20 protein-coding genes are annotated in these 25825 nt (G+C 30.9%); 12 read left to right on the plus strand and 8 right to left on the minus strand.

All coding sequences use genetic code 11. The features are described from left to right. Window positions 1-20 precede the first annotated feature (20 nt). The 7 genes from GFJ94_RS10360 to GFJ94_RS10390 form a co-directional block, all read right to left on the minus strand. Window positions 21-1718 (minus strand): hypothetical protein, encoded by a 1698-nt coding sequence (locus tag GFJ94_RS10360; protein WP_153201459.1) that lies wholly within the window; start codon window positions 1716-1718, stop codon window positions 21-23. Continuing rightward, entirely contained in the window at window positions 1715-2908 is a 1194-nt protein-coding gene (locus GFJ94_RS10365) for a DUF4249 domain-containing protein (protein ID WP_153201460.1), read from the minus strand. The genes GFJ94_RS10360 and GFJ94_RS10365 overlap by 4 nt, the downstream gene beginning before the upstream one ends. Window positions 2909-2910: 2 nt before the next feature. After that, window positions 2911-5664 carry a TonB-dependent receptor plug domain-containing protein gene (locus tag GFJ94_RS10370; protein ID WP_153201461.1) on the minus strand — a complete coding sequence of 918 codons (2754 nt, stop codon included), beginning with the start codon at window positions 5662-5664 and terminating at the stop codon, window positions 2911-2913. Next, complete coding sequence (locus GFJ94_RS10375; protein ID WP_153201462.1) at window positions 5661-6389, minus strand: hypothetical protein; 729 nt, start codon at window positions 6387-6389, stop codon at window positions 5661-5663. Before GFJ94_RS10375 ends, GFJ94_RS10370 begins: the two co-directional genes overlap by 4 nt. Before the next feature lie 148 nt (window positions 6390-6537). Next, window positions 6538-8697: a polyribonucleotide nucleotidyltransferase gene (locus GFJ94_RS10380; RefSeq protein WP_153201463.1), complete on the minus strand. Its 2160-nt coding sequence runs from the start codon at window positions 8695-8697 to the stop codon at window positions 6538-6540. A 136-nt stretch (window positions 8698-8833) separates the two neighbouring features. After that, entirely contained in the window at window positions 8834-9103 is a 270-nt protein-coding gene (gene rpsO / locus GFJ94_RS10385) for a 30S ribosomal protein S15 (protein WP_133608153.1), read from the minus strand. A 90-nt stretch (window positions 9104-9193) separates the two neighbouring features. Beyond that, on the minus strand, window positions 9194-9652 hold the full coding sequence (locus tag GFJ94_RS10390) for a GAF domain-containing protein (protein WP_153201464.1): 459 nt from the start codon (window positions 9650-9652) through the stop codon (window positions 9194-9196). 63 nt (window positions 9653-9715) lie between these two features. Here GFJ94_RS10390 and xrtF point away from each other — a divergent pair, with 63 nt between their 5' ends. The 12 genes from xrtF to GFJ94_RS10450 all read left to right on the plus strand — a co-directional run bounded on the left by xrtF (window position 9716) and on the right by GFJ94_RS10450 (window position 23358). Further along, on the plus strand, window positions 9716-10276 hold the full coding sequence (gene xrtF, locus GFJ94_RS10395) for an exosortase family protein XrtF (protein ID WP_238989455.1): 561 nt from the start codon (window positions 9716-9718) through the stop codon (window positions 10274-10276). Continuing rightward, entirely contained in the window at window positions 10257-10700 is a 444-nt protein-coding gene (locus GFJ94_RS10400; protein WP_153201466.1) for an exosortase F system-associated protein, read from the plus strand. The genes xrtF and GFJ94_RS10400 overlap by 20 nt, the downstream gene beginning before the upstream one ends. Before the next feature lie 33 nt (window positions 10701-10733). After that, window positions 10734-11558 (plus strand): restriction endonuclease, encoded by an 825-nt coding sequence (locus GFJ94_RS10405; protein ID WP_153201467.1) that lies wholly within the window; start codon window positions 10734-10736, stop codon window positions 11556-11558. A gap of 10 nt (window positions 11559-11568) precedes the next feature. Further along, window positions 11569-12924 (plus strand): MBL fold metallo-hydrolase, encoded by a 1356-nt coding sequence (locus tag GFJ94_RS10410; protein WP_153201468.1) that lies wholly within the window; start codon window positions 11569-11571, stop codon window positions 12922-12924. Between the two features lie 46 nt (window positions 12925-12970). Next, entirely contained in the window at window positions 12971-13378 is a 408-nt protein-coding gene (locus GFJ94_RS10415; RefSeq protein ID WP_153201469.1) for a hypothetical protein, read from the plus strand. A gap of 55 nt (window positions 13379-13433) precedes the next feature. After that, a complete protein-coding gene (locus tag GFJ94_RS10420) occupies window positions 13434-15671 on the plus strand; it encodes a TonB-dependent receptor domain-containing protein (protein WP_153201470.1) in 2238 nt (745 codons plus the stop codon). 25 nt (window positions 15672-15696) lie between these two features. Beyond that, window positions 15697-16041 carry a heavy-metal-associated domain-containing protein gene (locus GFJ94_RS10425; protein ID WP_153201471.1) on the plus strand — a complete coding sequence of 115 codons (345 nt, stop codon included), beginning with the start codon at window positions 15697-15699 and terminating at the stop codon, window positions 16039-16041. Between the two features lie 150 nt (window positions 16042-16191). After that, window positions 16192-16527 (plus strand): hypothetical protein, encoded by a 336-nt coding sequence (locus tag GFJ94_RS10430; protein WP_153201472.1) that lies wholly within the window; start codon window positions 16192-16194, stop codon window positions 16525-16527. A gap of 76 nt (window positions 16528-16603) precedes the next feature. Next, a complete protein-coding gene (locus GFJ94_RS10435) occupies window positions 16604-19099 on the plus strand; it encodes a YbcC family protein (RefSeq protein WP_153201473.1) in 2496 nt (831 codons plus the stop codon). Window positions 19100-19102: 3 nt separating this feature from the next. Then, on the plus strand, window positions 19103-20971 hold the full coding sequence (locus GFJ94_RS10440) for a proton-conducting transporter membrane subunit (protein WP_153201474.1): 1869 nt from the start codon (window positions 19103-19105) through the stop codon (window positions 20969-20971). 13 nt (window positions 20972-20984) lie between these two features. Next, on the plus strand, window positions 20985-22583 hold the full coding sequence (locus tag GFJ94_RS10445) for a SulP family inorganic anion transporter (protein ID WP_153201475.1): 1599 nt from the start codon (window positions 20985-20987) through the stop codon (window positions 22581-22583). 55 nt (window positions 22584-22638) lie between these two features. Next, window positions 22639-23358: a DUF2490 domain-containing protein gene (locus tag GFJ94_RS10450; RefSeq protein ID WP_370513821.1), complete on the plus strand. Its 720-nt coding sequence runs from the start codon at window positions 22639-22641 to the stop codon at window positions 23356-23358. Window positions 23359-23398: 40 nt separating this feature from the next. Here the strand turns inward: GFJ94_RS10450 and GFJ94_RS10455 are convergent, their stop codons facing one another. Then, window positions 23399-25651, minus strand: a complete 2253-nt coding sequence (locus GFJ94_RS10455) for a hypothetical protein (protein WP_153201476.1) — start codon at window positions 25649-25651, stop codon at window positions 23399-23401. Window positions 25652-25825 lie beyond the last annotated feature (174 nt).

Below are 25825 nucleotides of genomic sequence, written 5' to 3' on the forward strand. Positions count from 1 at the left end.
CATTTAAAATCAGCCTTGTGTTAGTTTACTTCGAAGTATTCTTTTATTGAAAGTGGTTCTCCTTTTGCTGAAAATCCTTCTAAACTAATTTCATATTTCCCTTCAATATCTGAAGTGAAAAAATGAAATGGAGTAGTATTTTTTGATAAGCTTACTATTGTGTTCCAAGCCAATTGATATCTGAAATCGGGTAAGCGTGAGAAATCTTTTTCGGTTTCATAGTTTGTTGAATGATAGGCTTTGTCTAAATTACTTCTTTCAATTTGAATTGGTAAAATATTTTTAGATTTTGGATTGTATTCTCTATCAAATGTTGTAATTGAAATTAAACCACTAAATATTTTTGAACCATAAGCATAGGCTTTATTTACAACACTTATTTTATAAATATTTTTAGTATTGTAATTAAAAAGTTCGTTTACATCTTGTAGTAACATTCCGTCTACTAATACTAATGCACTACCAAACGATTCGCCAGCGGTAACATAATCTCGTATATGTAATGAATAATCTCCCTCATTCTCTTTAAAAAAAACAGCTGGAACAATTTCGATGATTGTTTCTTTGAAGGTTGAAAATCTCTTGTAATCATCTAATATATAGTCTGTTGCGTTGTTGTTGTAAAACGGAATGAAATTTTTTGATGTTATTGCTAAACTGTCTTTAGTACTATAAGCGTTTACAATTTGGCAAGCAACTAATCTTGCTTCAACGTCTTTTATAGAAGTTTCTGAGAAGTTTAAATTGTTTTTGAACGTTGTGTTAACTTCTACTTTTGCAGGTGGATCGATTGTAATTTGAAAATCGTTAATTTCGTTTTCTAAGACTTGAAGTACAACATCTGATTTCTTTTGTTCCTTGTCTAAAATAAAGTAAAATTCGCCATTATTATTTGTTTTAACAATTTTAAAATCAAACGGTTCGCCTATTGCCGATAAGCCAAGGTGCTTGTCTTTTGTTGTCTTTGAACTGTCGTTTGTGGTTAATTTACCAGATAATAATTCTCCTCTAAGTTCAGGTAAATGTTTAATAGAGTTTGAATAAATGAATTTGTCTGAATGATTATTGAAAAAATCTTTACTACTGATATTGTCTCCAAATGTTAAGCCATCAATTCTTCTTACAGAAATGGAATAATTTCCATTAGTAAATTTTTCTGAATTTGAAACGACATCGAACAAAACTTTTTCCCTTTTTGAGAAGTTATTTTTTACAAGTTTAATTGTAACTTCATCATTTTTTATATTTGCATCATCACTTTTTACTATTTCTAAAGTAGTATCTTGTTTATTATTTTCTTTATTTTTAAAAGGTAAGAAAGGATTTATAATTGCAATATTAGTCTCAAAATATTTTGAATTGGAGTTATTTAACATCCAATTTGTGTAGGCAATTAATTTATAGTTTCCAGTGTTAAAAGTGGTGTTAATGAAAATTTCATTTGCGCCAATTCCATTGTTTAATGTAATTTTATTACGAGAAAGAGTTTTACCATTAGGGTCTTTAATTTCTATATATGCAATTTTGCTAATTGTACTTAATTCTTTAGAATTTGCATTCAAACAGTAGATTTTAAAGAGAAGAGTTTCTCCAGTCACAAAAGTAGTTTCATTAGTGTGTAGAAAAATGGCTTCGCTCTCATAACGTTGTACTTGAGCATTGTTTTTTTGGGTAAACCCAAAATAAATGATTACTAATAAAATTATATATTTTTTCATTGCCAAAAAGAAGGTATTATATTAGAAGAAAAAGAGTTGCAATCACCGCAGACTGGTTTTACCATTTTGTAATAAGGACCATTATTTTGATAAAATATTAATTTACCTGTTTGATAAGCATTTTTCAAAGCATTAAAACCGCTTGCAGGACAAGTTATTCCAAAGCAGGAGCTGTCGAATTCTGTAATTTCGCACGTATATGGATATTCAGGAGATAATTCTCCAGGAAAAACGTCTTCATAGTCGAAGAAAATCCTTACTGATGAAACTGTGGCGATATCAAATAACCCAACCACGATTTCATTTGGTTGTTCTATGCAGGTAACATTACTAGGAATTAAACCAGGTTGTACTTGTGACAAATTACTTCCTTCTTCTGATATACTTTTTAAGATCTTATAAAATTCAAATGAAGTTGCATTGTGAATGTATTGGGATACTAATATACTATATCTGTTTGCTATTTTATAATCGGATTGAGGTATAAAATGTACAGGAAAATTTAAAATTCGATCTTCCTGAAAGTTAATTGTGTTTTCTAAAATAATCGTTCTAGATTTGTCATTTGAATAGCATGTTCTAGTTTCAGGATTGTCTCTAAGTGATATAGTTATTGAGTTATCAGGATTAAAAGTTAATTTGTTTGGAGACCAATACGGCACAATTACTTTATAGGTTTCTTCAAATGTAAATCGGTAAAACTTAGATGAATTAGTTGGATCAAAACTATTGGCTTGAATTTCGACACCATCTGTTCCTAAATCGTTTGTTTTTCTTATAGCAACAACTGATTCGAGTTCAGAAATTGATGGTAGAATTTGTTCTGTAGAAATATATCTCTTTCCGTTTTCTGTTTCTATTTCTAGTCGGTATGCTACATTTGGTAATGGTTCAAATTCATCAACTGAAACATATTTTTCATTTTCTTCTTCAAATAAAAAAACCGAGCCGTCATCACCAAAAACTTTAACGGTAGCATTTTGTTCTGCGGTAGGTTCTCTTTCTTCTAAGCGGTAGGTTCTTGTTAATTTTACTTCTTGTTTTTTTAAACCATTTGTTAGCGTAGCTTCTACAACTAAATAATTTTGGTAATTACTAGATTGAAGAGCATAGGGTTCGGTACATGCATTACAAGCGACTAGAATTACAACTAGTAGTAAAATATTTTGTATTTTTTGAATTGCTTTCATAACTAAAATTTAAAATTATAAGTAATTGTTGGAACTGGAATAGAAAAAATACTAGTTTGATACGCCTTAACTTTTCCTTCTTCGGTTACAAAATAAATTGAGTAAGGATTGTTTCGTCCTAATACGTTGTAAATAGAAATATTCCAGTAGCTATGAGCTAGTTTTTTTATTTTATGATTACCTTCTATATTGAATCCAATATCTAATCTATAGTAATCTGGAACCCTGAATTCATTTCTGTCGCTATATAAAGTATATTGATTTCCACCAAATTCATAACTACCTATAGGATACGTAATTGGTCTTCCAGTTTGATAAATAAAATTAGTAGAAAGACTATATCTCTTTGTAAATTTATAGTTTAAAATTACGCTTAAATCATGAGGTTTGTCAAAATTTGTTGGGAAATAATTGCCGTTATTTACAACTTCCTCATTAAACTGGCTGTCTAGTTTTATAAGTGATTTTGAATAACTATATCCAATCCATCCATTTAGTCTACCACTTGTTTTTTTTAGAAGTAACTCTATTCCATACGATTTTCCTTCTCCTTGCAATACTTCTGTTTCAATGTGCTCATTTAGGATTAATTCAGCTCCTACTTTGTAATCTAAAATGTTAGACGATTTTTTATAGTAAGTTTCAAGACTTATTTCATAAGGTTGTCCATTAAAGTTTTTATAAACGCCAAACGCGACTTGTTGTCCAAAACTTGGTTTGATATTTAAATCGGCAAGTTTCCATGTGTCTGTTGGAGATTGTGTTGTATTGGTAGAAAGTTTATGTAAATACTGATAATTGGTGTCGTAACTTAATTTTACCGAAATGGTTTCAGTTAAAAGTTGTCTTAAAGCTATTCGATATTCTAAGCCATTATATGTTTTAATTGTTTCATTGTTTTTGTGCGTAATTTCATTTATTACATTTTCTTCGTTAATAGGTGCGTTTGCTCCATATTCTCTTTGTGTAGATGGACCAAGAGCCATAAAGTTAGTATAACGTAGACCTAAATTTATCGATAATTTTTTATTTAATGTAATATTGTCTGATATAAATAACGCGCTTTCTAATCCTTTTTCTTTTTGAATAGACTGGTATGTTAATAATGAATTTTTATCTGTTGGTGTAAGCGTTCCGGGACTAATATTGTATAAAGTTGAGTTCACTCCGTAAGTAAACTTATGTCTATTGCTATAGTTGTATAAACCTTTATAAATTAATTTTGTTTCGTTTACTTTAAACCCAAAATTAAATGATTTTTGATTGTTTTTCTCAAAGTCAATTCCAAATTTATACTCCGAATTTGTAATTCCAAACTCGGCTTTGTTTTTTTCATTAAAATTATGTTTTCCATTTAATGTTATAATTCTATTGCTGTAAGTGTAAGTAGAATCGGAAGTTAAATTAAAAAGGTCATTACTATAATAAATGGTAGATTCTAAAGACGTTTTTTTTGAAATTTGATGATTGTATTTTAAAATTAAATCATAAAATGAGGCCTTACTGTTTTTGATTTCAGGATTATCAATTTGCTTTAATATCCAGTCAGAATATGTTGCGCGACCTCCAAGTAAAACACTCGATTTGCCTTTTACCACAGGAATACTAACTGTTAAATTACTGGTGACTGGACCAATTCCGCCTTCTCCACTGATTTTTTCACTATTACCGTTTTTTGATTTTATATCAAATACAGATGATAGCCTTCCACCAAATTCAGCAGGAATACTTCCTTTGTAAATTTCAGCATTTTTTATTACATACGGATTTATCGATGAGAAAAATCCAAAAAAGTGTGATGGATTGTAAATAGTTGCATTATCTAAAAGGAATAAATTTTGATCTTCTTTTCCGCCTCTTACATTTACACCAGCTGCGCCTTCACCTGTAGATTTAATACCTGGGAGCGTTGTGGCTACTTTTAAAATATCACGCTCTCCTAAAACCATCGGAACGCTTTTTACATCTTCCATGTTAATTGAAGTTACGCCAGATGTTGTACTTTTTACATTTTTATCGCTAGCGCCTTCAATTACAACTTCATTTAGTTCTGTAATGGCTTCACTTAAATTAAAATTTTTGGTTCCATTGCCATAAGCAACAATGGTAAGATTTGTTTTTTTATGACCTGGAGCTTCAATTTCAATTGCGTGTTTTCCGTAAGGCAACATCAATTTATAGAAACCTTTATCGTTTGTTGTGGTAATGATTTTGTTTTGGATTCTTATGTTGGCATCGGCAACAGGATTGCCATTTTTTGGGTTCATTATAAAACCTGAAATTTCATAGGTAACTTTTTGTTTTGTTACTGATTCTTTACCTACAACTATCAAGTCATTGTAGTTATTATCTGTATTTGTATTGCTTTTTTGAGTTTCCTGAATGAGTATTGGTTTTATAACAGTTGTTGTAATTTCTTCTCTTCCAATAAAGTTTGTTGCTACTTTGTCATAAATAACACTATTTTCAGTTAGAATTATTTGGTTTTTGCTCAGATAAAAATTAATATTTGTGTCTTTAAAAACAAATTTTAAAATTTCAGCAATCGTAGTTTTCTCAAATTTTTCGTTTATTGTAATTGCATTATTATCTAACCATTTTTTTTTATAAAAAAATGAATAATCGGTTTGTTTTTCTATTTGGTTTAATGCTTCGGTTAAATTTGAAGCGTTAATTTCGACTGTTATAATAGAGTCTTGTTGTGAAAATATAGAAAAACTAACAAATAAAACAAGAATTGAAAGGGCTTTTTTCATATCGACTTATTTTGTAAAGTTAATTGGTCAATAAATCGGAAAAGCTTTTCATAGAATTCTGTTTTATTGTCTTTTAATAGTTTTGAATTGTCGCTGTAAAACGTATTGATTTCTTTTTTAAATGTTGGAAACAAACTTGTTACGTTATTTTTACTTTTAATAGGATAATAAGAATCGTCTTTAAAAATTAAAAATTCGTTATAGATTTCAAAATCGGTGTAGGTAACTTGATTTTTAATAAATTCTCTTCTGTCTTTTTTGTGTTTGATATAAAAAGTAAAATATTTTCCTTTTACATTTTCTTCATAATATCCTTTTATATCTCTTAAGATGTTATTTGTAACAAGACTTAGATTTACAAAATTTCTATTGTTTAAAGTGAATTTAGATACTTTTTGTTGAATTAATATAATCCCAAAATTTTCAGATTCGCCATACGGTTTAAAAACCAATACATCTCGATACGAATCATATTTTAAATTTACGGTATTATAAAATTGATTGTCATAAATCAAATTTTCAGAAGAATACTTATTGGTGTGATAAAACTGATGGGTATTAAGTGTTTTTAAAGTATTAAAATAAAAAACACCATTGTTTAATGGTAAATTTTCTTTTCCTACAGTTGTATCAAATAAATCTTCAATCTTATTTTGAGAATATAGATTGCAATTTATCAAGAGAATGACTGTAAAAATGAAATTATAATATGATTTTATGTTCATTTTTCATCTAAATTTCACGCAAGGTAATTAATTTTTGCAAACAAAAATGTTAAAATTATTCTTACAGAATATTTTTGTTTGTGTGAAATTTAAAAACCCCAATTCAACTAAATGAATTGGGGTTTTATATGAACTAATATTTAAAGTATTAACCTTGTGGGGTATCCTTTTTTTCAATAGGTCTTTCTTCTCTTGGAGGTCTTGGTAAAAGTGCTTTTCTAGAAACTTTTTCTTTTCTAGTTTTAGGATCAACTCCTAAGTATTTTACCATAAATACGTCACCCATGTTTACTACATCGGTAACATTTTCTGTTCTTTCCCAAGCTAATTCAGATACGTGTAATAAAACTTCGTTTCCTGGTGCTTGTGTATATTCTACAACTGCTCCAAAATCTAACATTTTAATTACTTTTACTTCGTAAGCTTCTCCCATTGCTGGTTTAAAGATGATAGAATCAATTTTAGCTAATACTGCAGCAATACCATCAGGATTAGTTCCTAAAATTTCAACTACACCTTGCTCATCTACTTCATTAATAACGATAGTTGTTCCAGTAGCTTTTTGTAATTCTTGAATTACTTTTCCACCAGGTCCAATTAACGCTCCAATGAAAGCTCCAGGAATGGTTCTTGTAATAATTTTTGGTGCTTTTGGTTTTACTTCAGCTCTTGGCTCAGCAATAGTTTCAGTTAATTTACCTAAAATATGCATACGCCCATCGCATGCTTGACCTAAAGCTTGTTCCATGATGTCATAACGTAAACCATCAATTTTGATGTCCATTTGACATGCTGTAATTCCGTCAGCAGTTCCAGTTACTTTAAAGTCCATATCTCCTAAGTGATCTTCATCTCCTAAAATATCAGACAATACAGCAAATTTTTCTCCGTCAGTAATTAATCCCATCGCAATACCAGAAACTGGTTTTACCATTTGAACTCCAGCGTCCATTAACGCCATTGTACCAGCACAAACCGTTGCCATTGAAGAAGAACCGTTAGATTCTAATACTTCAGAAACGATACGGATTGTATATGGACAATCAGCAGGAATCATATTTTTTAAAGCACGTTGTGCTAAGTTTCCGTGACCTACTTCTCTTCTTGAAGTTCCTCTTAAAGGTTTTGCTTCACCAGTTGAGAAAGGAGGGAAGTTATAATGTAAATAGAATTTTTCTTCACCTTGTTCAGATGGTGAGTCTATTTGGTTAGCTTCTCTTGAAGTTCCTAAAGTTACCGTAGCTAAAGCTTGTGTTTCTCCACGTGTAAATAAAGACGAACCGTGAACAGAAGGTAAATAATCTGTTTCACACCAAATTGGTCTGATTTCAGTTGTTTTTCTTCCGTCTAAACGAACACCTAATTCTAACACTACATTACGAACAGCTTCTTTGTTTGTTTTGTAGAAATATTTAGATACTAAATCACCATCAGTAGCTAATTCTTCTTCTGTAAATAAAGCTTTTACTTCTTCTTTTACTTCAGCAAATGCAGCACTTCTTTCATGTTTAGCCGAACCAACTTTTGCAATTGCATAAATTTTATCGTAAGCCGCAGCTTTTACTTTTTTGTAAATTTCTTCGTTTTCTTTCTCACCTTCATACGTACGAATTTCTTTTTTACCAAAAGCAGCTTGTAAACGTAATTGTGCTTGAATTTGAACTTTGATAGCTTCGTGAGCAAATTTGATAGCTTCTACCATTTCTGCTTCTGAAATTTCTTTCATTTCTCCTTCTACCATCGCAACAGAATCCATAGAAGCTCCAATCATCATATCAATATCTGATTGTGCTAATTCTTCTCTGCTTGGGTTGATAACGAATTTTCCGTCGATACGTGCTACGCGAACTTCAGAAATTAAGTTATAAAAAGGAATATCTGAAACTGCTAATGCTGCAGAAGCTGCTAATCCAGCTAATGCATCTGGCATAACGTTTTCGTCGTGCGACATTAATTGAATCATTACTTGTGTTTCAGCATGATAATCGTCTGGGAAAAGTGGACGTAATACACGGTCTACTAATCTCATTGTTAAAACTTCGCTGTCACTTGGACGCGCTTCTCTTTTGAAGAAACCACCAGGAAAACGACCTGCTGCTGCAAATTTTTCGCGATAATCTACTGTTAAAGGTAGAAAATCTACTGCAGGATTTGAGGTTCTTGCAGAAACTGCTGTTGCTAATAACATGGCATCGCCCATACGAACAACAACAGATCCATCTGCTTGTTTGGCTAATTTCCCGGTTTCGATTGTGATGCTTCTTCCGTCACCTAAATCGATAACTTCTTGGAATACTTTTGGAATCATAAATTTTTTAATTCTAAATTAAACAAAGGGTCAGTTGTGTTGTTGTTGTGTGTAGTTGTTTGTAACCCAATGAAAAACCAAACTTTTTCTGTCAATATAAATAAAACAAAAAGGGGCACGAAGCCCCTTTAGTTGATTATTTTCTAATACCTAATTCTTTAATAATCTCACGATATCTGTTGATATCTTTCTTTTTTAAGTAGTCAAGAAGACTTCTTCTTTTACCTACTAAAAGTACTAATGAACGCTCAGTGTTATAATCATGACGATTTTTTTTCAAGTGCTCAGTTAAGTGAGTAATTCTGAATGTAAATAATGCGATTTGCCCTTCAGCAGATCCAGTGTTTTCAGCTTTTCCTCCGTGTTTAGCGAAGATTTCAGCTTTAGTTTCTTTAGACAAGTACATGCTAATATTATTTTAAATGATTATTATGTATGAATTGTATGGTTGCAATTCGGATGCAAAGGTAGTTTTATTTTTTAAAATCACAAGTAATTATGAAAATAACTTCCCAACTTCTTGATTTACAAATTCTAAAAAGCGTTCATCAGCTTCTGTAAATGGGTCAATAACATGAGAATCGATGTCGATTTGTCCAATATTAACTCCGTTAGCAAATAAAGGAACCACTATTTCTGATTTAACAGTAAAACTACAAGCAATATAATTATCTTGTGCTTTCACATCAGGAACCACAAAATTTGTGTTTGATTCTGCAACTTGTCCGCAAATTCCTTTTCCAAATGGTATAACTGTATGATCAGTTTCTGCGCCAACGTATGGACCTAAGTGTAGTGTTTTAGCTTCGTGATTTGCAAAATAGTAACCAACCCAGTCATAATAACTAACGCTCTCACTCAGTAATTGGCAAATTTCTTTTAGTTTTTCGTCACGAGTAGCGTTTTCTTTTTTAATAATGCTTGAAACGATTGGTTTTAATTCTTCAAATGTCATAGTTGTATTTTTTTACAAAAGTATTTAATCTTTACTATAAAAAAATCTATATTTTTGTTAAAAATGTACGTTTTGAAAAACACCATTAATCAATACAAACCTTTTTTTGCTTTTTTAATTAAGTTTCTACTTTTTTATATAGTCTTTACATTTATTTATAAAATGTATTTGAGTCAATATGATCTGGCAAAAAATGAGGTGGATTATTTTACAGAAATCGTTTCTAATCAGACCAAACAATTTATGTTGTTTTTTACTGATAATGCACAATCTATAAAGCATGATAAAGAACCTTCGTTAAAATTTTTTTATAAAGAAAAATATGTAGCAAGAGTTGTTGAAGGTTGCAATGCGGTAAGTGTAATGATTTTGTTTGCAGCATTCGTTTTTGCATTTTCAACTCAATGGATAAAAACATTGCTTTTTATTGTTTTTGGAGTTGTTTTGATACATGTTTTAAATGTGATTAGGATTGCATTATTGACTTTTGCACTATATTATTATCCGCAATATGAAGAACTTTTACATGGCACTATTTTCCCTCTTTTTATTTATGGAGTTGTCTTTATTTTGTGGATTTTATGGGTAACCAAATTTTCAGGCTATGTTAAGAGAACTAATTAAAAATAAAAGAAGACTTCTTTTTATAGGATTAGCGCTCTTGGGACTAATTTTAGTTAGAGCATTCGAAGATAATTTGTTTTACGATCCCTTTTTATCTTTTTTTAAAACGGATTATCAAAATAAACCGTTGCCAAACTTAAATCAGTTTTTATTGTTTTTGAATTTACTTTTGCGATACACTTTAAACACTTTTTTTTCATTGATAATAATTCGATTATTGTTCAATGAAAAACAGTTGATGTTTTTTTCAGGATATTTATTTCTTTTTCTTTTTTTAGTTTTAGTCGCAATTTTTTTCGGATTACTTCATTTTTCTGACCAACCTGATTATTTGATTTTATTCTACATCAGACGTTTTCTAATCCAGCCTTTATTTTTAGTACTTTTTATTCCGGCTTTTTATTATCAGAAGTTAACTCGCTAATTTTTTGTATCTTTATGTAATAATCTTTTGATTATGAAAGTTACAAAATACTCAGGTGAATTAGTTCATTACGATGAACAGAAGCTAATTAGTTCACTCCGAAAATCAGGAGCCGAACTAGCTATGGCAGAAACCATTGTTAAGGAAATTGAAAGCGAAATGTATGAAGGCATTTCCTCGAAAAGAATTTATAAGCGTGCTTATCAGCTATTAAAAAATATTTCCAATGTTCATGCAGCTCGTTATAATTTAAGATCGGCTTTGTTAGGACTTGGTCCAGCTGGATTTTTCTTCGAAAAGTTTATCTCAAAAGTCATGCAAGAACAAGGCTTTCAAACTAAAGTTAGCATTACACTAAATGGGAAATGTATTTCTCATGAAATTGATGTTTTACTTCTCAAAAACGATATAGTTTCCATGATTGAATGCAAATTTCATTCAGGGCAAGATGCAAAAAGTGATGTAAAAGTTCCGATGTATATTCTCTCTCGATTTAATGATTTGAAAGATAAAAAGTACGATTTGTTTTCGGCGAAGCGAAGTATTTCAAAATGTATCATTGTAACTAATAATAAGTTTACCACAGATGCAATTCAATTTGGAGAATGTTCGGGTTTGAGCATGTTGAGTTGGGATTATCCTCAAAAAAACGGTATCAAAGATTTGGTTGATCGTTTTCGAGTTTATCCTGTAACTTGTTTAACCACTTTAACAAAAGCAGAAAAAGACCAATTGTTGATTTTAGATTGTATTACTATTAAAGATTTAATTCAACATCCCGATTATTTAAAAACCATCGAGTTAAGTCATAATCGAACTATAAATGTTTTAAAAGAAGCGAATCAATTAACAAATTAAAGCAAAAATCATGAAAATTCATTTTTTAGGCGGAGCAGGAACTGTAACGGGTTCAAAAACGTTAATCGAACACAATAATCTTAGAATTTTGATTGATTGTGGCATGTTTCAAGGAATAAAATCATTGCGCGAATTAAATCGTGAGCCGCTTTCCATTTTACCTGAAACGATTGATTTTGTATTGCTTACTCATGGACATTTAGATCATTGTGGTTGGTTGCCAAAACTAGTTAACGAAGGTTTTAAAGGAAAAATTTTCTGTACACGACCAACAAAAGAAATTTCACGATTGATTTTGTACGATAGTGCGAAAATTCAGGAAGAGGAAGCTAAAAAAGCCAATGAAGAACATTTTTCAAAACACGACCCAGCCGAACCGTTATATACAGAGTCCGAAGTAGATGCTGTAATTCCGAAATTCAGAGTTGTGGAAAAAGATTTGGATGTGAAATTAGATGATGATGTTTCTTTCAAATTCTTTTATGCAAGTCATATTTTAGGCGCTTGTTCAATTGAATTAACCATCGACGGAAAAGTTTTGGTTTTCTCAGGTGATATTGGTCAAGATGATGATGTGTTGATGTTTCCACCACAAAAACCAAAAAAAGCTGATTATATTTTTTTAGAAAGCACTTACGGAAATCGACTTCATCCTCAAACTGACGCTTTGTTGGAGTTAGAAGTCATAATAAACAACACATTTAATAAAGCAGGAACAGTTATAATTCCAAGTTTTGCTGTGGAACGAGTACAAACCATGATGTATTTGATTTGGCAATTGAAAAAAGAAGAACGTATTCCTAATATGCCTTATATTATAGATACGCCAATGGGAATTAGCGTTTTAGATGTTTTTAAAGATAATCGCACATGGCATAAATTATCTTTTGAAGATTGCGACGAAATGTGCAAAGTTTTTACACTAATTTCTGATTACAAAGATAGCATGAATGCCGTTTACGATAAGCAACCAAAAGTAGTTATCGCAGCAAGCGGTATGATTACAGGCGGAAGAGTGTTGTCCTATTTAGAGCATTTAATAGATAAACCAGAAACTACGGTAACGTTAGTAGGCTATCAAGCAGAAGGAACTCGCGGAAGAAAACTTTTAGAAGGCGCTCAAGAAATTAAAATTTACGGAAAATATTATCCTATTTTAGCAAATATTCTCTTAATAGAAAGTTTATCAGCACATGGCGACCAAAAAGATTTACTGAATTGGTTATCCGAATTGGAAAACAAACCTAAAAAAATATTCTTAGTTCATGGCGAAAATGAAGCTGCAGATGAATTGCGATTAAAGGTGCAAGAGCAATATGGTTTTGATGCTCAAGTTCCGTTTTTAGGGCAAGTCATTGAAATTTAGACTAAAATTAACGTAAATTAAAATTCAATTTCCTACTTTTGCTCCGATGAATTTCAGAAAACACATAAGTATTGTATTAGCTTCCTTAGTATTGCTTGCCAATTTAGGGTTGAGTTTTGCTGTGCATTATTGTAAAGATGAAATTGCATCGGTTTCTTTTCAATATCAAGAAGACGAACCTTGTGTTGAAGATGTAAAATCATGTTGTGCAAAAGAAGATTCTCACGATTCTTGTTGTTCAAACAAATTAATCAAAGTTGAAAAGAAGACTGATGATATATTGGTTAAAACCTTTCAATTAGATTTAGAACCAACTGTTTTTGCTGCTGATTGGAAACCAAATTTAGAGGTATTCAACCCTGTTGCTACAACATCAAACGAAGTGGCTTTTTATTGCGATTCTCATGCGCCGCCACTCTACAAGCTCTATTGTCAATTAGTTTTTTACGCATAATTTATTGTTTTTTATTCTGTAAATCAAAGAATTAATAACAATAAATAAACTTATTATGTTTAAAAATATAGCGTTTTTGCTATTCTTTGTTTCTCAATTTATTTATTCGCAAGAAACCATAAAAGGAATAGTAACAGACGAAAACAATCAACCTTTATTAGGCGCAAATGTGTTTTGGTTCAATACCGCAATTGGTACCACAACAGATGGAAATGGGAATTTTACCATAAAAAAATCTCCCGAAACTACTTTTTTAGTAGTGAGTTACATTGGTTTTGAAACTAAGAAAATTGAAATTACTTCAAGCACGATTTCTGTAGTTTTAAAAGAAGTTAATACTTTGAAAGAAGTAACGATTACCAAAACCAAAAAAGGAACCGAACATTCTTTGTACAAAGTTCAAAACATTCAGGTAATGGGACAAAAAGAGTTGTTAAAAGCAGCTTGTTGTAATTTGTCTGAAAGTTTTAGTACAAATCCATCAATCGATGTTAATTTTTCAGATGCCGTAACAGGTAACCGTCAAATTAAGATGTTGGGATTAACAAGTCCGTATATTTTAATTGCGGAAGAAAATATTCCTTCGGTTCGAGGTGCTTCTCAAGCTTACGGATTGTCGTTTGTACCAGGAACTTGGGTAGAAAGTATCCAAATTACTAAAGGAGCAGGAAGTGTGATTAATGGTTACGAAAGTATTTCAGGCCAAATCAATTATGAAGTTTTGAAACCTTCAAATGATATTCCATTTTTCTTAAATGCGTATGCTTCGCAAGATGAACGTTATGAAATCAACACTCATTTCAATAATAAATTTACTGATAAATTGAGTTCGACTTTGTTTTTACACGGAAATACACGAGTAGGAAAAAATGATATGAACGACGATGGATTTTTAGATGGTCCAATCGGAAAACAAGTTAATATTTTAAATCGCTGGCAATATAATGATGCCGAAAATGGTATTGTAAGTTTTTTAAATGTTCGCTACATGAACGATGAAAAACAAGCAGGTGAAATGAGTTTCAATCCAGATACAGACAGATTAACTACAAATGCTTGGGGAAGTGAAATCAATACTGAAAAAATTGAAATTTCAAACAAAACAGGTTATGTTTTTCCAGATATGCCATATCAAAGTTTCGGATTTCAAAATTCGTTTCAATCGCACAAACAAGATTCGTATTTTGGTTTGAGTCAGTATGATATTCATCAAAAAAGTTTTTATTCGAATTTATTGTTCAATTCAATCATCAACAATACCAAAAATAAATTCACAACAGGTCTAAATTTCACTTACGATGATTATAATGAATTAGTAAATGTGAATTTCAATCGCGATTTTTCAAGAATTGATAATTCGGTTGGTGCCTTTTTTGAATATACGTATGATAATACTGATAATTTCAGTTTAGTAGCCGGAGCACGTGTAGATAATCACAATCGTTTAGGAACTTTTATCACGCCAAGATTACATATTCGTTACAATCCTTGGGAAGAAGCTGTAATTAGAGCTTCAGCTGGAAGAGGAAAACGTGCTGCAAATATTTTTGCTGAAAACCAACAATTGTTTGCATCCAACAGAAGTTTTTCAATCTTGAATACTGATGGGAAATTATACGGATTAAACCCTGAAATTGCTTGGAACTATGGTTTGAGTTTCATCCAAAAATTCAAGTTAGCTGGAAAAGATGCTGAGGTGATTTTGGATTATTATAGAACTGATTTCCAAAATCAGACTGTTGTTGATGTGGATCATTCACCACAAGAAGTCTTGTTTTATAATTTAGAAGGAAACAGTTTTGCTAATTCATTTCAAGCAGAATTTTCAATTGACTTGATGACGCATTTAACTTTTAAAACGGCTTATAAATATTACGATGTGCAAACACAATTCACAAGAGGACAATTAGAAAGACCTTTGCAAGCAAAACACAGAGTTTTTGGAAATTTAGCCTACGAAACACACATCAAAGACAAAGGACAACAATGGAAGTTTGATGTAACATATAATTGGTTAGGCGAACAACGTTTACCTTACACGCAATCAAACCCAGTTCAATATCGTTTGGATGAATATGCACCAGCTTTCGGAACGTTGAATGCTCAAATTACTAGAACGTTTTCAAGTACTTTTGAAGTGTATATTGGAGGAGAGAATATGACGAATTACAAACAAATGAACGGAATTGTTCAAAATGAAAACCCTTTTGGTACTTATTTTGATAGTAGTATGATATACGGGCCAACTTTCGGTGCCATGTACTATGCTGGATTGCGATTTAAAATTAAATAGTATTAAGATTTAAAATATAAAAATCATGAAAAAAATAGTAGTAATAATTTTATCAAGTCTTTTTTCACTAACAATGGTAGCACAAGAGAAAAAAAGCAAAAACAAAAAAGTAGAATTTAAAGTAGCAGGAAATTGTGAAATGTGCGAAAAACGTGTTGAAAAAGCAGCTTTTTCAGTAAAAGGAGTGAAAAGTGCAGAATGGCATGCTGATCATGGCGATATTCATTTGATTATTGATGAAACAAAATGTTCAGTACAAGATGTAGCAAAAGCTATTGCTGCTGTTGGTCACGATACTGAATTTGTAAAAGCAAAAGCCGAAGTTTATAATAAACTTCATAGTTGTTGTAACTATGAAAGAATAGAATAATACCAAATCCGATTAGAATTTCTAATCGGATTTTTTTTTTAAATTAAGGGTAAATTAATTTTTTGAATCAAAATATAACATACATTTGTATTGTTTTTAGTTAGAAGTGAAATCAATTTGAAAAAAAATATAAAATTATTTCCAATTTTCATGCTTGCATTTTTTATGTGGGCTATTGGTGTTTCTTTGAATACTTCAAATGAGGTAGCATTAGAATCTCAAGTTGAATTTCAACAAAAATATAAAGCTTCTGATTTTTCTCATTTTCATACTATTGAGGTTGAAGAAGGAGAGTTTGTAATAATTGAATCAGAACCTGAATTTGAAGTTGAGTTAGATTGTTTTTCAATCTCAACTAAATCTGTAAACATTAAAAACACAAAGTTTACAGAAAGTTCAAATTCCTATTCTGCCCAATTATCTTCTTCAAAAGAAACTATTCCACTTTACGATTTATATTGTAATTGGAAATTCCATTTGTCTTAATACGATAATTATTTTTTAAGATTTCAAACCTTTTGAAATCAATAATTTATTTGTATTAATTCAATTTCATTATAAAATGAAAACACAAAATGTTAGTTTTGATGAGCACAAAGTTCTTCATAACTTAACCCATTATTTACCAGCACAAAATCCGTTGAAAGACTTTGTGCACCACAATACTTTGCACGCTTTTCAAAGTAAAAAATTTCACGATGCACTACTAGAAGCTTCTACTATTTTTGGTTATAAGACTTATTTGTCTATAGCTGATTTCAGACAACGATTTGCTAATAAAGAAATCAATGAAGCCGTTTTAGATAGTATTGTTACAAAAACAAAAGGAGCTGAAAATCTTCAAACTTGGAAAGAAAAATTACTGAAAACCAATTATGATGAATCCGTTTCTCCAAGAATAGGAAGTTTGCGTTCTAATTGGAAGAAATACTATGCTATCAATTTAGAGAAATCGACACATAGTTTATTGTTTAGAGTTTTGTGTAGTTATTTAGATCAAGGGGTTGCTATTTGGAATTTTCCAGTTCATGACAAGGGGTTTTTAGCTTCAATTAGAGAATTAGAAAAAAACACGTTCAAAGGAATTTTCAATTCAAACAGAGCTAAAAAATTATTAGATGAAAATGCTTCTATTACCCAATTACTTGAATTAATTGTAGGGAAAGAAGAATTATTTGAGCAGTATTTGTTTGATCAACAATTTGGACATCCTGGTTGGAGTGGAATGGTAGCCACGATTGAAAATAATCCAAGCTCTTTATTAGATACTAAGCAAATCAGTTTAGAAGAATTAATAAAATTTGAATTGCTTTTAGAGATTGATACTTTAGACACTAAGTTTCATGATATTTGGGCACCACTTGGTTTTAAAATTGAAAACGAGGAATTTTTATTGTTTGAAAAAGTAGCGTACAACGAACTTTTCGATGTATTGTCGCTTTGGCAACAAGCATTTGAATGGAATTTTTATGACGCAGTTTTATCAAATGTTCAAAATGTAAAAGAAGTTAAACAAGAGAATATGCCTAGTTTTCAAGGTATGTTTTGTATGGACGATAGAGAATGCTCGTTCAGAAGACATATCGAACACATCGATAAAAATGTTTGTACTTATGGAACGGCCGCTTTCTTTAATTTTGAGTTCTTCTATCAACCAGTAAATGGAAAATTTTATACCAAATTATGCCCAGCACCGGTTACTCCAAAATTTTTAATCAAAGAAGAACCTAGAAAGAAAAAACAGGCCAAAGATTTGCATTATCACAAACAATCACACTCGTTGTTTTTTGGTTGGATCATTAGTCAAACCTTAGGTTTTTCATCGGCTTTAAAATTGTTCTTGAATATTTTTAAACCTTCGATGTCGCCAGCAACAACATCTTCTTTCAAACATTTACATAAAAAATCAAAATTGGTTATCGAAAACAAAGATGCCAATCAAAGAGAAAATGATTTGCAGATTGGTTTTTCAGTAGAAGAAATGGCCAATAGAGTAGAAGGCTTGTTGAAAAGTATCGGATTAGTGTCAAATTTTTCTCCAATAGTTTACGTTGTTGGGCACGGAGCAACTAGTATCAACAATACACATTATGCAGGTTACGATTGTGGTGCTTGTTGTGGAAGACCAAGTTCGGTAAACGCAAAAGTAGCTTCGTTTGCAGCAAATCATTCAGAAGTTAGAGCTATTTTGAAAGAAAGAGGAATTGATATTTCAACTTCAACGCAATTTTTACCGGCTTTACATGATACGACTCGTGATGAAATTGCTTTTTATGATGAAGATACTTTGTCGGAAAATAATAAAGCATTGCACCAACAAAATGTAATTACGTTTACCAAAGCTTTAGATAACAATGCAAAAGAGCGTTCAAGACGTTTCGATACGATTGATTCTTCATATACTATAGAAAAAGTACACGAAAAAGTTAAACGTCGTTCGTTATCCTTATTTGAACCGCGTCCTGAGTTAAATCATGCTACAAATGCGATGTGTATTGTAGGAAGAAGAAGTTTGTCAAAACAATTGTTTTTAGACAGACGTTCTTTCTTGAATTCGTATGACTACGAAGTAGATCCTTCTGGAGATTATTTAGCCATTATTTTAGGAGCTGTTGCTCCAGTGGGTGGCGGAATTAATCTGGAATACTATTTCTCAAGAGTTGATAATCAAAAACTTGGAGCAGGTTCTAAATTACCTCATAATGTGATGGGGTTAATTGGAGTTGCTAACGGAATTGATGGCGATTTACGTCCAGGTTTACCAAGTCAAATGATTGAAGTGCATGACCCAGTTCGTTTGTTAGTTATTGCCGAACATTTCCCAGAGAAAGTGATGTATGCGATTACCAAAAATCCAGCTACTTACGAATGGTTTAAGAACGATTGGGTGAAATTAGTATCTGTCCAACCTGAAACTAAAGAACTTTTTGTTTTTGAAGAGGAGAAGTTTGTTCCCTATCAACCTATTCAAGCTGTTAATTTCATTAAAGATGAAATGCAGTTGATTGAAACCACAAAAGAGAATCTTCCGGTAGGAATAATTACAAATACGATTTAAGTCATGAACGAGTTATTGCAATATTTTATAGGGTTACCTTTTTTAGGCTTTATTATGAGTTTATTTTTGCCTGAATCAAGAGAAAAAGCCATCTCATGGACGGCTTTTGGAACGGTTTTTTTACAATTTATAGGATTGGTAGTTTTTATCATTTTTTGGATAATTGACGGTGCTAAAGATCTGAATTTAGTAGAATTATCAATATTAAAAACGGATCATTACGAGTTTTTTATCGATTTCTATTTTGATCAAATTTCTGCTGTTTATATGTTCATTGGAGCTTTATTAACTTCAATGATAACTACGTATAGTCGCTATTATTTACATAGAGAAAAGGGATACAAACGTTTTTTTAATACGGTTTTGTTTTTCTTTTTCGGATATAACTTAGCTATTTTATCAGGAAATTTCGAAACTTTATTCATTGGTTGGGAAATCATTGGAATTTCTTCTTTCCTTTTAATTGCTTTTTATAGAGAACGTTATTTGCCAGTCAAAAATGCTTTCAAAGTATTTTCAATTTATAGAATTGGCGATGTCGGATTGTTATTAGCCATGTGGGCAAGTCACCATTTATTTCATGAAAATATCACCTTCATGAAGTTAAATAATTACGAATTGGTTAACGAGCACTTGCAAAATCATTCCATAATCGGAATATTTATTGCGCTTTGTTTGGCTTGTGCTGCGGCTGCAAAATCGGCTCAGATTCCGTTTTCGTCCTGGTTGCCAAGGGCTATGGAAGGGCCAACACCGTCGAGTGCTATTTTCTATGGTTCATTATCGGTGCATTTAGGGGTTTTCTTAATGCTGCGAACGTATCCTTTTTGGGAACATCAAACATCAATGCGAATTGCAATAGGTTTAATGGGACTTACAACTAGTTTAGCAACTTCGGTTATGGCAAGGGTGCAATCTTCTGTAAAGAGTCAGGTAGCCTATAGTTCTATTTCTCAAATCGGAATTATTTTCATTGAAATTGCGCTTGGGTTTGAAACATTAGCATTGATCCACTTTGCCGGAAATGCATTCTTGAGAACGTATCAGTTATTAGTATCGCCATCTGTGGTTAGTTATTTGATAAGAGATCAATTTTACAATTTTCAACCCAAAAGTAAAAAGGAAAGTTTCTTTTTTTCAAGTCGAATTGAAAACACATTCTACATTCTGGCTTTAAAAGAGTTTAATTTGGAAGGTTTCTTGAATATTGTATTATGGAAACCATTGAAAATAATAGGGAAATCACTTAACTTTTTAAACATCAAGAGAATTTATTTCTTTTTTATTCCACTTTATTTAATGGGATTCTTAGCCTATAAATTCAAAGTGGATTTGCCACAACAACTCATTTCAGTTTTGCCAGAAGTTTTCGCTTTTATTGGATTGGTATTTGTATTCAAATCTTTTTCAGAACGAAGAAGTCCATTTTTAGCATGGATTTTAATTGTGATGAATCATTTTTGGATTGCATTAGCCATTGTGTTTAACGACAAAGTTAGCGTAAGTGAAATTGCTTTTTATTTGGCAGGAATTATTCTTGCAGGAGGCATAGGTTATATTGCTTTGCTTCAGCTGAAAAAAATAGAAATGCGAATTTTAATTAGTCAATATTTAGGACATGTTTATGAACATCCAAAATTTGCTTTCTTTTTCCTATTGGCAACACTTGGAATTACAGGATTTCCAATCACTTCAACCTTTATTGGCGAAGATTTGATTTTTAGTCACATCGGTAGTAATCAAATTGTACTTGCCTTTTTCGTAGCATCAAGTTTTGTAGTTTCGGGTATTGCCGGAATCCGAATTTATGCTCGTTTATTCTTAGGGCCTCATGTTAAAACATATCATGAGTTACCTTATAAATCATCATAAAAAATAATTAAAAATGAATTCAAATATAAAAAAATACATACCTGCTGATGGATTAGCGGGATTAAAGGAAAATTTTAAATCGGATGCAATATCTGGTTTTATCGTATTTTTATTAGCATTACCTTTAAGTTTAGGAATTGCAAAAGCTTCTGATTTTCCTCCAATTATGGGATTAATTACAGCTATAATTGGTGGTTTAGTCGTTTCTTTTTTTATGGGTTCTCGCTTAACGATTAAAGGACCAGCTGCGGGTTTAATTGTTATTGTTGCTGGCGCTGTTGCTGAGTTTGGTCAAGGAAACAACGATTTAGGTTGGAAATTAGCCCTTGGAGCAATGGTTGTAGCTGGAATTATCCAAATTCTTTTCGGTGTTTTGAAATTGGGTAAGTTAGCCGATTTCTTTCCACTCTCAACTATTCACGGAATGTTAGCTGCTATTGGAATTATTATTATTGCCAAGCAAATTCCTGTTTTATTGAATGATAATCCTGCTTTAGCAAAAGGGATGGGTCCAATTGAATTGTTATTAAATGTTCCGAAATTCATCGTCAATTTAGATACAAAAGCGTCGATTATTGGAGTTGTGAGTTTGGCAATTATGTTGGGTTGGCCATACATCAAAAACAAGTCGATTAAAATGATTCCAGCGCCTTTGGTAGTGTTGTTATTTGCTATTCCATGCGAATTATTTATGGATTTTGCACACACCGAACCACCTTATGCTTTAGTGAAAATCGGAAATTTAGTAGATAATATCAATTGGAATGTCGATTTTTCGGGAATTAGTCAAACAGGATTATTTATTAAATATGTTATCATGTTTGCTTTGGTTGGTACTTTAGAATCGTTGTTAACTGTAAAAGCCATCGATTTGTTAGATCCGTTTAAAAGAAAATCAGACACTAACAAAGATCTAATTGCGGTTGGAATTGGAAACACATTAGCTGCTGTTTTAGGTGGTTTACCAATGATTTCTGAAGTAGCTCGTAGTTCTTCTAATGTTAGTAATGGTGCAAAAACACGTTGGGCAAATTTCTTTCATGGATTTTTTATTTTGCTTTTCGTTTTATTAGCTGCTCCGTTACTAGAAATGATTCCTAATGCAGCTTTAGCCGCTATGTTAATTAGTGTGGGAATTAAATTAGCGCATCCAAAAGAATTTATTCACATGTTACACATTGGGAAAGAACAATTATTCATTTTCACGGTTACTGTTTTAGTAACTTTATTTGAAGATTTATTACTTGGAATTGCTGCAGGAATGTTGGTTAAAATGATTATTCACGTTGTAAATGGTACGCCAATTTCCTCTTTCTTTAAAGCACCTACGGTGGTTTCCTTTGTGGATAATGAATATAAAGTTGAAATTAATAAAGCCGCTATTTTTTCTAATTATTTAGGAATCAAAAGAAAATTAGAGGAAATTCCGCCAGGTTATCAAGTTAGTATTTGTTTGAAAAAAACAAAATTAGTAGACCATTCTGTGATGGAAAATTTGGAGCATTTTAAACATGATTATGAAGCTCATGATGATGGTGGAACAGTAACTATCATTGGTTTAGAAAATCATAAACCCTTATCTTCACATCCAAAAGCTTCAAGAAAAATCTAATTACGGAATAATGATGAAAAATATAAAAATAAGCTTGCTGTTCTGTATTGGAATAGTGAGCTTACTTACTGTGAATATTAGTCAAGCACAAGTAAAAGAAAGTAATAATAATATTTGGTTGCATTATTTTGGAAAGAATATGATTACTGAAAAATTTTCTTTTTCATTTGAAACCACAATGCGCTACGCCAACGGATTTTCTGAAAAGCAGCAATATTTTATTCGTCCTTCAGTAGATTATCAATTTGCTAAAAAGTTTATGGGAAGTGTTGGATTTAGTCATTACAATACGTATTCCTATGGAAATCCAGCGATGAACAAAATCAGTATTCCAGAAAATCATTTTTGGATTCAAGGAACTTTTGTTCACAATAGCGGAAAATTAAAAATTACACACCGATTACGAGATGAATTTCGATATGTTGGAGTTCCAGCAATGCAATCGAATTGTGATTTAGAAATAGATCATTACGATTATAGAAACCGAATGCGCTATATGTTTTTATTCAATTATCCTTTGATAAAAAATGAAGAAGTAACGAAGTTATTTGCATTATTTGGCGATGAGATTTTCATGAATTTAGGTTCGAATGCAGGAAAAACATTTTTAAATCAGAATCGAGTAATAGGTGGAGTTGGTTATAATTTTGACAAAAACCATCAAATTCAAATGAGTTACATTCATCAAAATATTTGGAATTATACCAATACATTTCAAGAAAGTAATCCTACATTTCGGCTAACTTATACAACTAACTTTGATTGGTCTAAGTAATAAAAAAATCCGATGAGAATTTCTAATCGGATTTTTTTATTTATTTTACTTCTATTACAAAATTTTCATTGTAAAGTTGTCCATTGTTATCGATTCCTTGAATATTGATTGTTACTTCTTTTTGTCCAAAATGTGGAGTTGAAAATTCAAATTCTCCTTTTTCGTTTGTGTAAATATTAGGAATCCAATCAATTGTGCCATAATTTTCAAAAGCTTCTCCACTATGGATAAGATATTTTGGGTTTTCATAGTCAGTGTATGGCTGAAAACCATTTTTAACAACTATTGGTTTTGATTTAATTTGGTTAGGTTTTTCTTTAAATGCGGTTGTTTTTTTTGTATAAATTCTGATAGATCCATTAGCACCGTCGCTTCCCATTCCGTAACCTCTTTTGTTAATGTAAATTTCATCAATATCATTCAAATTCATATTCAAAAGAAAAGTAAAATCTTGTAGTTGTACATTGTCTAAGAAAACTATAGGGGTTCTACTACCCATTAATGATGTTGCATATCTCGCTCTAATTGTTACTTGTCCAGCTTGTTGCGATACATCATAGCCATGAGAAGCTATGAATGATAAAACATCTCTAAAGGTTCCGGCTTCTGTATCATCTATTTTGTATCCTTTAGCCATTGAATTTCCATATTCTCCTCTTCTTTCTAGTTTAACTTTTTTTGCTTGAATTACATCTACATCTTTCAATTCATAAACACCTTCTAGTTTTGGAAATTCAAAATTAGAATCGTAAAGATTTTTTGTAAATGTAATTTCTTCACATATTGGTTTCTGATAGTTAAATGCTTTTAAAAATTTTCTATTTGTATTTTCTAATTTCGAATAAATGCTTAGACTTTCTAATTTGTCATCTTTTTTAATTAACGAAAAATACAAAGTAGACGAGTCAACCGCCATAATGTTTTGAAATTCAAAGCTGTTGTCACCTTTTATTTCAGTACTTTCTTCTATACCGTTTATAGAAAACAATCTTAGTTTTGTATTTTGCTTGTTTGGAACATTTTGATTTATCTTACCAGTAACTGTGATTCCCATATCAAAAGGATGTGTTGGTTTTGGTGCATCATTTAATATGCGAGACCAATTGTATTTTGATTCTTTAACATGTAACAGCATTAAGTCTAACTCAAATGCTTTACGCTTGTTAAAATTTGTAAAATAGTAAGCGGCATCAAAATCTTCGCTATCAAAGTAGTTTTTAAAACCAAGATTAGTTTGAATATTATTATAATTATAGTTTGATTTTGTATTCTTAGGCAATACAGTAATGCTAAAATTTCCAATTTTATTAGGAATTGATGCCTTTATATTTAAACTTTCTTTTGTTTTTACTGTAGAAGTTAAGTTTAGTTTTGTTGAGTTTTCGTTTACATTATATATAACTCTTTCTGAAATAGAATTTAATTCACTATCTAATAATCGTATAATGTTAATTCCTTCAAACAAACTATTTTTCTCAATAAAAAGTTCTTTAAATGGTTGGTCTAAAATAAAATCGACATAGTTAGCATAGTCGTTTTTTTGAATTAAAATAGAATAATTTTTATTTTTATTCTTATTAAAAGTTGTTTCATTAGTATTAATTTTTACCACAACTTTTCCTTCAATAGCATAATTATTTATATGAAGATTTATTCCTTCAATCACGGGTCTTGGTAATTCTTTTGTTAAGGCTTCTTCATTATTTGGAATAATCAATCGATACGTTTCATTTTCGATATTTTTTAATTCAAATTTTCCAAATCCTTCTTGATTTGTTGAAAAACTATTAACAACAACGTTTTTACTGTTTTTTACTTCAATGTTGCTTAATTTTTGACCTCTTCCGAAGCAATTTTTTATGGAAACACCAATGTTGTTGTTAGTTTGGTAAAGTAAACTGCCGCCTTCGAAAGCAAAATTTACAGAGAGTTGATTTTTGCTATTTGTGTTAACTATACTTTTATCTTGAACGTTAATAATTTTAATTTTTTGATTTGTAGCTTCATTTTCAAAAAAATTATTCATGTAATTCGTGTAGGTTTGAAGAAAATAATCTCCTGAGGGTAAATTTTCATTAATTTTAATTTTTCCTTCAACTATTCCATTTGCAGTATAGAATAACTGATTTGAAATTTCCGTATTTTGGTTGTCTACAAGACGCACAAAAACATTAGTGGTTTGAAAATTTAGTTTTGATTCTTTTTTTTCAATGATATATCCTTTAAACCAAATAGTTTCATTGGTAAGGTATGTAGTTTTATTGCAATGTAAATGGATGTTTTCTCTATCCATTTCGTAGTATTTTAATATCCCTTGTTCAGTTTTTTCTTTTATGGTTGACTGAGAAAAAACGCTTAAACATATAAAAGAAAATAATAAAGAGTAGATTTTCATAAAAATAATATTTTGTGTAAATAAAAAAAAACCGCTTGAATTATACAAGCGGTTTCACATCTTTTTAAGAAA

Origin of the sequence: Flavobacterium sp. LMO8, assembly GCF_009495755.1 — a bacterium.
GTDB lineage: Bacteria > Bacteroidota > Bacteroidia > Flavobacteriales > Flavobacteriaceae > Flavobacterium.

Excerpts from the sequence above, each read along its gene's own strand:
- GFJ94_RS10410 (WP_153201468.1), top strand. The coding sequence starts at position 11,569 with ATGAAAATTCATTTTTTAGGCGGAGCAGGAACTGTAACGGGTTCAAAA.
- GFJ94_RS10360 (WP_153201459.1), bottom strand. The coding sequence starts at position 1,718 with ATGAAAAAATATATAATTTTATTAGTAATCATTTATTTTGGGTTTACC.
- GFJ94_RS10375 (WP_153201462.1), bottom strand. The coding sequence starts at position 6,389 with ATGAACATAAAATCATATTATAATTTCATTTTTACAGTCATTCTCTTG.
- GFJ94_RS10415 (WP_153201469.1), top strand. The coding sequence starts at position 12,971 with ATGAATTTCAGAAAACACATAAGTATTGTATTAGCTTCCTTAGTATTG.
- GFJ94_RS10405 (WP_153201467.1), top strand. The coding sequence starts at position 10,734 with ATGAAAGTTACAAAATACTCAGGTGAATTAGTTCATTACGATGAACAG.
- xrtF (WP_238989455.1), top strand. The coding sequence starts at position 9,716 with ATGTACGTTTTGAAAAACACCATTAATCAATACAAACCTTTTTTTGCT.
- GFJ94_RS10430 (WP_153201472.1), top strand. The coding sequence starts at position 16,192 with ATGCTTGCATTTTTTATGTGGGCTATTGGTGTTTCTTTGAATACTTCA.
- GFJ94_RS10420 (WP_153201470.1), top strand. The coding sequence starts at position 13,434 with ATGTTTAAAAATATAGCGTTTTTGCTATTCTTTGTTTCTCAATTTATT.
- GFJ94_RS10425 (WP_153201471.1), top strand. The coding sequence starts at position 15,697 with ATGAAAAAAATAGTAGTAATAATTTTATCAAGTCTTTTTTCACTAACA.
- GFJ94_RS10400 (WP_153201466.1), top strand. The coding sequence starts at position 10,257 with ATGTTAAGAGAACTAATTAAAAATAAAAGAAGACTTCTTTTTATAGGA.
- GFJ94_RS10365 (WP_153201460.1), bottom strand. The coding sequence starts at position 2,908 with ATGAAAGCAATTCAAAAAATACAAAATATTTTACTACTAGTTGTAATT.
- GFJ94_RS10435 (WP_153201473.1), top strand. The coding sequence starts at position 16,604 with ATGAAAACACAAAATGTTAGTTTTGATGAGCACAAAGTTCTTCATAAC.
- GFJ94_RS10370 (WP_153201461.1), bottom strand. The coding sequence starts at position 5,664 with ATGAAAAAAGCCCTTTCAATTCTTGTTTTATTTGTTAGTTTTTCTATA.
- GFJ94_RS10455 (WP_153201476.1), bottom strand. The coding sequence starts at position 25,651 with ATGGATAGAGAAAACATCCATTTACATTGCAATAAAACTACATACCTT.
- GFJ94_RS10445 (WP_153201475.1), top strand. The coding sequence starts at position 20,985 with ATGAATTCAAATATAAAAAAATACATACCTGCTGATGGATTAGCGGGA.
- GFJ94_RS10380 (WP_153201463.1), bottom strand. The coding sequence starts at position 8,697 with ATGATTCCAAAAGTATTCCAAGAAGTTATCGATTTAGGTGACGGAAGA.
- GFJ94_RS10440 (WP_153201474.1), top strand. The coding sequence starts at position 19,103 with ATGAACGAGTTATTGCAATATTTTATAGGGTTACCTTTTTTAGGCTTT.
- GFJ94_RS10390 (WP_153201464.1), bottom strand. The coding sequence starts at position 9,652 with ATGACATTTGAAGAATTAAAACCAATCGTTTCAAGCATTATTAAAAAA.
- rpsO (WP_133608153.1), bottom strand. The coding sequence starts at position 9,103 with ATGTACTTGTCTAAAGAAACTAAAGCTGAAATCTTCGCTAAACACGGA.